At 38.3% G+C, this 7,210-nt stretch carries 6 protein-coding genes; all 6 read left to right on the forward strand.

Going from position 1 to position 7,210, the window contains the following annotated elements:
* Nucleotides 1-1,253: NrfD/PsrC family molybdoenzyme membrane anchor subunit (gene nrfD, locus ACY65O_RS18315; protein WP_462222305.1), on the forward strand; the 1,253-nt coding region annotated here is incomplete at its 5' end.
* 91 nt (nucleotides 1,254-1,344) lie between these two features.
* The gene (locus ACY65O_RS18320; protein WP_462222306.1) at nucleotides 1,345-1,935 is read left to right on the forward strand and encodes a DUF3341 domain-containing protein; all 591 of its coding nucleotides are present in this window, start codon (nucleotides 1,345-1,347) and stop codon (nucleotides 1,933-1,935) included.
* Between the two features lie 77 nt (nucleotides 1,936-2,012).
* Nucleotides 2,013-2,648 (forward strand): c-type cytochrome, encoded by a 636-nt coding sequence (locus tag ACY65O_RS18325; protein WP_462222307.1) that lies wholly within the window; start codon nucleotides 2,013-2,015, stop codon nucleotides 2,646-2,648.
* Nucleotides 2,649-2,674: 26 nt separating this feature from the next.
* Nucleotides 2,675-3,961 (forward strand): quinol:cytochrome C oxidoreductase, encoded by a 1,287-nt coding sequence (locus ACY65O_RS18330; RefSeq protein WP_462222308.1) that lies wholly within the window; start codon nucleotides 2,675-2,677, stop codon nucleotides 3,959-3,961.
* A 167-nt stretch (nucleotides 3,962-4,128) separates the two neighbouring features.
* The gene (locus tag ACY65O_RS18335) at nucleotides 4,129-5,184 is read left to right on the forward strand and encodes a cytochrome c oxidase subunit II (RefSeq protein WP_462222309.1); all 1,056 of its coding nucleotides are present in this window, start codon (nucleotides 4,129-4,131) and stop codon (nucleotides 5,182-5,184) included.
* 30 nt (nucleotides 5,185-5,214) lie between these two features.
* Complete coding sequence (locus ACY65O_RS18340) at nucleotides 5,215-7,017, forward strand: cytochrome c oxidase subunit I (protein WP_462222310.1); 1,803 nt, start codon at nucleotides 5,215-5,217, stop codon at nucleotides 7,015-7,017.
* Nucleotides 7,018-7,210: the final 193 nt, after the last annotated feature.

Below are 7,210 nucleotides of genomic sequence, written 5' to 3' on the forward strand. Positions count from 1 at the left end.
GTATGTGGAATTTGAATAAAACCATCGGCTGGGGTTGGGATATTACCAACTTCGTATGGTGGGTGGGTATTGGTCATGCCGGTACTTTAATTTCTGCTATCTTATTATTATTTCGCCAGGGCTGGAGAACGGGTGTAAACCGTGCCGCAGAAGCGATGACAATTTTTGCGGTTATGTGTGCAGGCCAATTTCCTATCTGGCATATGGGTCGTGTATGGATGGCTTTCTTTGTAATGCCTTACCCAAACAGCCGTGGTCCTTTATGGGTAAACTTTAACTCACCCTTATTGTGGGATGTGTTTGCGATATCAACTTATTTTACCGTTTCATTATTATTCTGGTATTCAGGTTTGTTACCCGATTTAGCAACTGTACGTGACAGGGCAAGAACAAAATTCCGCAAAATGTTTTACGGTGTTGCAGCGTTTGGCTGGAGCGGCAGTACCAAACACTGGCAGCGTCACGAATCTTTATCACTGGTACTTGCAGGTTTAAGTACACCCCTGGTACTTTCTGTACACACCATTGTATCGTTCGATTTTGCTACATCAATTGTTCCCGGATGGCACACCACCATCTTTCCTCCATACTTTGTTGCAGGAGCCATCTTCTCCGGCTTTGCCATGGTACAAACATTAATGATTGTTCTGCGTAAGGTGATGAACTTGCAGGATTATATTACCCTTGGCCACATTGAAGCAATGAATAAAGTAATTGTACTAACGGGCAGCATTGTGGGCTGTGCATATTTAACCGAATTATTTATTGCATGGTATGGTCAAAATCCATACGAGTGGTATGCATTTAAAGAAAACAGGGCCAACCTGTTCAGTCCTTATGGCTGGAGTTACTGGTTAATGATGTTTTGTAATGTGGTATCGCCACAGTTATTCTGGAGCCGTAAATTAAGAAGAAATATTACGGTTACTTTCTTCATGAGTATCATTGTAAATATAGGGATGTGGTTTGAGCGTTTTGTAATTATTGTTACTTCTGTGTACAGAGATTATTTACCCAGCAGCTGGAGTACCTATTACAGCCCGAGTATTTACGAGATAGGTTTTTATCTGGGTACGTTCGGATTATTCTTTACCTGTTTCTTCCTTTTTGCAAAATACTTCCCTGTAATTGCTATTGCCGAAATTAAAGCAGTATTAAAAACCAGTGGCGAAAACTATAAAGCAAGAATGACAGATATAGAAAAAGCAGACGCAGAGAAATTTTATATAGCAGATGTGGAGCATGCTCATTAAAGCAATTAGTTAATAGCCAAGAGCTACTGGCAAGAAATATAATAATAAATAAGCTCATAGCTCATAGCTATCAGCTCAAAGCTTAAAAATTATGGCTGGAGGAATTAAAAAATTTGTTGTAGGCAGTTTCGATGACGAGGCGGTGTTATTCCCTGCGGTGAAAAATGTTCGCAAAGCAGGATATAAAATACACGATGTGTTTACACCTTTTCCTGTACATGGTTTAGACCATGCCATGGGTTTAAGAGAAACCAGTTTACATACTGCCGGATTTATTTATGCCATTACTGGTACAACCACTGCATTAAGCGGCATCAGTTATATTTTAGTGCACGACTGGCCTTTAGACATTGGTGGTAAACCACATTTTGCATTACCAGCCTGGATACCCGTAACATTTGAATTAACTGTTCTGTTTGCGGCAGTAGGTATGGTACTTACCTTTTGTTACTTATGTAATTTGGCACCATTTGTAAAAAAACATCATTTTCATCCAAGGGCTACCGATGATCTTTTTGTAATGGCTATTGAATGTACCGATAAAACAAATGATGACGAAGTGCAAAATTTTTTACAAAATGCAGGGGCAAAAGAAGTAAATGTACAGATGGCTGAAACCGGTTGGTGGATAGGAAGATATCATAAAGAACAAAAATTATACAAAGAAGAAAAAGGGTATTAGCCCCTATCCCCTAAAGGGAGAAATGGAGAAGATTGAAGCGATAGGGAATTGATAATTATTTAATTTATAATTGATAAATGAAACGAATTACTTTTTTAACTGCAATTGCAATTGCAACAATTATTGTTACTGTAACCAGTTGCGATAGTAAGCGTGAGCCCGGTAAAGTATATATGCCCGATATGGCTTACAGCAGGGCTTATGAAACTTATGCTGAGCATGATTCTGCAAAATTTACAACATATATGGCAGATGCAGGCCACAAAATATATTATAACAGCCAGCCAGTAAACGGTACAGTAAAAAGGGGGGAACTTTTTCCCTACACTGTTCCAAACGATAGTAATGGTTTATTGAATTTAAGTAACCTTGTAAAAAATCCTTTACCTCCATTATCTAAAGCAGACAGTGCCGAGGCAGGAAGATTATTTAATATTAATTGCGGAGTTTGCCATGGAGCAAAGGGCGAAAATAACGGTCCTGTTGCAGCTAAAATTGGTGGCGTAAAAAGTATTATTGCAGCATCACCGGGGTACAGCGATGGCAGAATTTTTCATGTAATGGAGTACGGACAGGGTAATATGGGAAGTTACGCTTCACAATTAGACAGGAAACAACGCTGGATGATAGTGCAGTATATAAGAACACTGGAACCCAAAAAAGAAGCAATTGCAACTGCGGCTAAGCCGGACAGTGCTGTAGCAAAAAAATAAAAGTATCAACACAAAATAAAGTTTAGATGAACCATCAATTTGAATTACCGGGCAGTTATAAAAAGTGGACGTATGGCCTGATTGGTGCCGGCATAATTGCATTGCTGTATGGAATGATCGCATTTCATCCTTTTGAGGCTGTGTCTCATGCAGCAGGGCACGATGCACATGCCAATACTGACAGCACCCGCTTTTGGGCTGTGTTATTACAAAACAGTGTATTCTTTCTATTGGTGGTAAATGCAGCTATGTTTTTTATATGTGTTACCACAATGGCAATGGCAGGTTGGGTTGTGGCATTCCGCAGGGTGAGTGAAGCTATTTCGAGTGTAGTACCTATTTTAGGTATTTTAACCTTTGCTATTTTAATGGCAATTATTTGGGGCGGAAGAACAGATATTTATCACTGGTTAGATCCTCAGTTATACGATAAAAATTCACCATCATTTGATAAAATACTTGATGGCAAACATGGTTTTTTAAACCCCGTGTTTTTTACAATATGGTCGGCCATTACAATTTTTTTATGGTGGCTTTTAGGAAAGAAAATGCGTAGCATGAGCTTGGAAAGTGATAAAGATGGTAACATGGATTATGAAACCGGCAAAAAATGGATTTGGAAAAATACCGTTTACGCTTCTTTATTTTGTGTGGTGTTTACATTAACTGTAGCTTCTACCATTCCTTGGATTTGGTTAATGAGTATTGATGCACACTGGTACAGCACAATGTATAGCTGGTACACTTTTGCAAGTACATTTGTATCGGGTATGTCGTTAATAGCATTATTTGTTATCTATTTAAAAAATCGTGGCCAGTTACCCTACGTTACAGAAGAACATTTACATGATCTGGGTAAATTTATGTTTGCCTTTTCTGTATTCTGGACTTATTTATGGTTCTCTCAGTATATGCTTATCTGGTACAGTAACCAGCCGGAAGAAACAAAATATTTTGTAGAAAGAATTGGTACTGCAGAAAAAAGAGGCGCTTATTATGGCATCTTCTTTTTTAATCTTGTTGTAAACTTTCTTTGTCCGTTATTAATATTAATGAAACGTGGTACTAAAAGAAACTGGACATCGGTAACTGTTATGGCAGTACTGATAATTTTTGGCCACTGGATAGACTTTTTTCAAATGGTAATGCCGGGTACATTACATGAAAATTATCATTTAATGCCTTTTGAATTTGGTATCGGCTGTTTGTTTGTGGGATTAATTATGTGGGGCACCGGCAGATATTTAAGCAGTCATTCGTTACTGGCAAAAAATCATCCTTTCTTAAAAGAGAGTATGATACATCATACGTAAAGCACAGCCCCTCCTATCCTCACCAGTGGGGAGGGAAATGGAGGAGATGAAAGCGCAGGCATGGTGGAGTTTTAAAAAATAACTGTAGGATTAGTAAAAGTAAATTGAAATAGAAAGCTCTAAAAGCCCCTCTTCGGGAGGGGTTGGGGAGGCTAAATATAAATTATATGAAAGAGTTTTTATTAATTGCATTGGGCGCTTTGGTTTTTGTTGTCGTATTTCAAATTGCGAAGGCCAGTGAATACGTGAGTGTTTTAAAAGGCGAAGAAAAAACCCGCAGGCAAAATAACAGGATCAATGGTTTTTTACTGTTGGGCTTTTTGGTATTTGGATTAATTGGCGTGTGGTATTGCAATGATATATTTTATAAGAAAACATTGTTTCCGCAAGGCTCTGCATCTGTTGAAGGAGAAAGTTTGGACAGCATGTTTATGATAACTACAGCTGTAACAGGTGCTGTTTTTATTCTTACTCAAATATTATTATTTTGGTTTGCCTTTAAATACCAGGAAAAGGATGACACTAAAGCGTACTACTTTGCACACAGCACCAAACTGGAGTTAATATGGACCACCATTCCCGCTATTGCACTTTGTGTACTGGTTGCTTTTGGTTTAAAAGCATGGTTTAAAATTACAGGTGATGCACCAAAAGACGCTATACTTGTAGAGGTAACAGGTCATCAGTTTGGCTGGGAGTTTCGTTACCCAGGTGCCGATAAAGCTTTAGGAAAAAAGAATTACAGGTTAACAAAAGGTGCCAATAGTTTGGGTGTAGATTTTGAAGATCCTGCAAGCTGGGACGATATACATGTTTCAACCACTATGCATATTCCTGTAAACAAACCTGTAAAAATGGTAATTAATGCACAGGATGTAATTCATGATGTAGGGTTGCCCCACTTTCGTTTAAAGATGGATGCGGTACCGGGCATACCCACCACACAATGGTTTACACCAAAGTATACAACAGAAGAGATGAAGGCAAAAACGCACAATCCAAATTTTACTTACGAAATAAGTTGCGATCAAATGTGCGGTAAAGGGCATTTTTCTATGAGGGGAATAATAATTGTAGAGAGCGAAGCAGAATACAGGAAATGGTTAGCAACACAAAAATCTGAATACTATACCATTTACAAAGACAAAGATCCAAACAATAAAATAATTGTAACAGACTCTGCAAAGCAGGATGTAACACAAGTTTTATCTGTAAAAAAATAATTTAAAAGATTCTTGAAAAAACTATAGAATATGAGTAGCGTAGCCACATTACACGAAGCAGATGTTCATGCAGGGCATGATGCACACCACGAACATCACCACCACGAAACGTTTATAACTAAATACGTTTTTAGCCAGGACCATAAAATGATTGCCAAACAATTTCTGGTAACGGGTATGATATGGGCAGTTATAGGAGGGTTATTTTCTGTGATCTTCCGTTTGCAATTAGGATATCCTGAATCTACTTTTCCATGGCTGGAAGATTTTTTAGGCCATTGGGCAAAAGGCGGCAAATTAGATCCGGAATTTTATTATGCATTGGTTACCATGCACGGAACTATATTAGTATTCTTTGTTTTAACTGCAGGTCTAAGCGGAACTTTCGCTAACTTTTTAATTCCACTGCAGGTTGGGGCAAGGGATATGGCCTCTCCATTTTTAAACATGCTTAGCTATTGGTTTTTCTTTATAGCTTCTGTAATAATGTTCTCTTCTTTATTTGTACAAACAGGCCCTGCAAGCGGCGGCTGGACGATTTATCCTCCTTTAAGTGCATTGGGTGATGCATCCGACGGAAGTAAAATAGGAATGGATTTGTGGTTGGTAAGTATGGCTATGTTTATTGTATCAGCATTATTAGGCGGTCTTAATTATATCAGTACAATTTTAAACCTGCGTACCAAAGGAATGAGCATGACAAGATTGCCATTAACTATTTGGGCTTTGTTTTTTACTGCAGTTTTAGGTGTATTAAGTTTCCCGGTTTTATTATCAGGCGCTATATTACTACTGTTCGATAGAAATTTGGGTACCAGCTTTTTCTTAAGCGATATTTATGTAGCAGGAAAAATTTTACCTAACGAAGGGGGCAGCGCTATTTTGTTCCAGCATTTATTCTGGTTTCTTGGCCACCCCGAAGTGTATATTATATTATTACCTGCAATGGGTATGAGCTCAGAAATTATTGCAGTAAACAGCCGCAAACCAATATTTGGTTATATGGCAATGGTAGGTTCTTTATTTGCTATTGCGATATTAGCGTTTTTGGTTTGGGCACATCATATGTTTGTAACAGGGCTTAATCCTTTCCTTGGTTCTGTATTTGTATTGCTTACTTTATTAATAGCAGTACCATCGGCCATTAAAGTATTTAACTGGCTCACTACATTATGGCGAGGCAGCATCCGTTTTACACCGGGCATGTTATTCGCCATAGGCTTTGTAAGTTTATTTATCAGTGGTGGTTTAACGGGTATCTTTCTGGGTAACTCTGCATTAGATCTTCATTTGCATGATACTTATTTTGTTGTTGCCCACTTTCATATTGTAATGGGTGTGGCATCTTTCTTTGGTATGTTTGCCGGTGTATATCACTGGTTCCCTAAAATGTTTGGCCGCTATTTAAACAACACCATGGCCTATATCCATTTTTGGGTAACTATTGTGGGTGCTTATTTAATTTTCTGGCCAATGCATTACGAAGGTCTGGCCGGTATGCCACGCCGTTATTATGATTTCTCTCAATGGGAATCATTCAAAATGTTTGGTGAACTAAATCAATTTATAAGTTTTGTGGCCATGATTGTTTTTGCAGTGCAGCTGCTATTTATATTTAATTTCTTTTACAGCATGTACAAAGGAAGAAAAGTAGCTACAGAAAACCCATGGGGTTCAAATACATTAGAGTGGACAACACCAATTAATCCCGGGCATGGTAACTGGCCTGGAGAAATACCGGAAGTATATCGTGGTGCTTACGATTATGCAAAAGATGGTCATGAGTTTATACCACAGAATGTACCCGTTGGAGATGATGAGACGAAGCATTAACCCCTATCCCCTAAAGGGGGAAATGGAGAAGATTGATGAGGAAGAAGATTGTAAAACGTAGTTAAAGATGAAAAAGATAATGTTGTTGAAATGCTTAATTACAAATGTTGATAATAAAATAAATGCCCGGCCTCCCTCTCTTTCGGAGAGGGAAAGAGGGTGAGGCCATGAATAAGGAGAACATACCTATACC

It is taken from the genome of Ferruginibacter sp. (genome assembly GCF_031430955.1).
In the GTDB taxonomy this organism is placed as follows: domain Bacteria; phylum Bacteroidota; class Bacteroidia; order Chitinophagales; family Chitinophagaceae; genus Ferruginibacter.

What these genes read in the sequence shown, in the direction of transcription:
- ACY65O_RS18320 (WP_462222306.1), top strand. Translation starts at nt 1,345, where the DNA reads ATGGCTGGAGGAATTAAAAAATTTGTTGTAGGCAGTTTCGATGACGAG.
- ACY65O_RS18325 (WP_462222307.1), top strand. Translation starts at nt 2,013, where the DNA reads ATGAAACGAATTACTTTTTTAACTGCAATTGCAATTGCAACAATTATT.
- ACY65O_RS18330 (WP_462222308.1), top strand. Translation starts at nt 2,675, where the DNA reads ATGAACCATCAATTTGAATTACCGGGCAGTTATAAAAAGTGGACGTAT.
- ACY65O_RS18335 (WP_462222309.1), top strand. Translation starts at nt 4,129, where the DNA reads ATGAAAGAGTTTTTATTAATTGCATTGGGCGCTTTGGTTTTTGTTGTC.
- ACY65O_RS18340 (WP_462222310.1), top strand. Translation starts at nt 5,215, where the DNA reads ATGAGTAGCGTAGCCACATTACACGAAGCAGATGTTCATGCAGGGCAT.